This window comes from Coriobacteriia bacterium, assembly GCA_034370385.1.
GTDB lineage: Bacteria > Actinomycetota > Coriobacteriia > Anaerosomatales > PHET01 > JAXMKZ01.
This window is the reverse complement of sequence record JAXMKZ010000017.1, coordinates 1-1,549: the sequence shown is the minus strand read 5'-3', so window position 1 is coordinate 1,549 and position 1,549 is coordinate 1. Positions and strand designations below refer to the sequence as shown.

At 63.7% G+C, this 1,549-nt stretch carries 1 protein-coding gene; it reads right to left on the bottom strand.

Annotated features, from left to right (window positions below; genetic code table 11):
• Positions 1-1,549, bottom strand: a 1,549-nt coding sequence (locus tag U1E26_04405; protein ID MDZ4168883.1) for a chitobiase/beta-hexosaminidase C-terminal domain-containing protein, incomplete at both ends; no start/stop codon positions are given.

Here is a 1,549-nt window from a genome sequence, read left to right as displayed (position 1 = left end):
CTTCGTCCCCGAGACTTCGACGCGCAGGGTGTGGCGCCCTTCGGTCAAGGTGCCCGAGCTCCAGGCCACCTGCCTGTACTTCAGGCCGTTGTTGTAGAGGTCGACGTCGTGGGAAACGCCATCGAGGGTGACCTTGGCGATACCGAAGGACCCGCCCTTGATCGCGACCAGATCGATGCTCTTGCCCCAGAAGGACACCTCGAGCGTCGAACTCGTCACCGAGCTGAAGCGGTAGGTACCGCCCGAGCTACTGCCGTCGGAGTTCTGCGACCAGGTGCCACTGTAGCTAGTCATGGAATCCGACTGCTCGAATCTACGAGGTTGAATCGTCCCGACGACATCGAAGGCATCGACATTCACGCCGGTTCCAGTGCCAAGACCCCTCTGGCCGAGGGACTCGATCGTAATTCGATGAACGCCGTCAGCCAGAAGGCCGCTCGACCACACGGACTGCTGGTACTGGAGGGTGGGCGCGTAGAGGTCGACGATGGTTGTCATGGTCCCGTTCACAGTAACGCGCGCTAGGCCGTAGCTCGGACCCTTCGGTCCGATCCACTCAATTGTCGTGCCGCTGAACGCCAAGTCGACGGTATTGCTGGCGACCGACGTGAAGCGTCCCGAGCCAGCAGACATCTTGGCGTCTGTCGCAAGCGACCAGGTGCCGGTGTAGCTCGTCATCGCGTGGTCTTGCTCATACCTGTTGACCATGCGCACCGAGGCCCTCCTGATGGACTCTGTATTGCCGACGGCGTCGGTGCTGAACCACTCGATGGTGTTGGTGCCGAGCAGGCTGCCCGGGACTGTCAGGCTCGTGCCGGTCGTCCATGTTGAGCCGTTAAGCCGCCACTTGGTGAGCGCGACTCCGGACTGCGTGTCAGTCGCAGCGAGCGAGATGGTCGCGGTCGCGGTATAGGAACCGGCTGCGGCGTTGCTCGTGGTCACCGGGGCCGTGGCGTCTATGCGGACCGTGGCCGTACGGGTCTCCTCGGTGTTGCCGGCGACGTCGATAGCCCGGTACTGCAGCGCGTGGACGCCGCCGCCTGTAATCTCGATGGGGCCGATCGTCGTCGCCACTAGTGAACCGTCCAGTGAGTACTCGATCCTCTCGACGCCGGAAAGGGCGTCGGTAGAGACCACACTGACGGTGGTGTCTGAGGCGACCCAGCTGGTAGGCGCGTTGTCTATGGATGAGGGCGGAGTGGAGTCGAGCAGAACGATGGCTTCGTGGACCTCACTGGTGTTGCCGAGTGAGTCTGTCGCCTGGTAGCGCAGGACCGTGACGCCTTCAGCGCTGACGAGTATGCCGTCCGCGTAGGGCAGTGTCGGCTCAGAACTATCCAGTGAGTAGCGGATCTCGGCAACTCCCACACCGTCATCCGAAGCTGCAAGGCGGACGACCGGTGGAGTCTTGACCCAGCCTGCCGGGGCGTCGTCGGTGATGCCGGGGGCCGTCGTGTCGATGCGGATCGTGGCGGTGCGGGTCTCCTCGCGGTTGCCGACGGCGTCGACTGCCGCATAGAGCAGGGTGTGCGTACCGTCCCCCGAGACG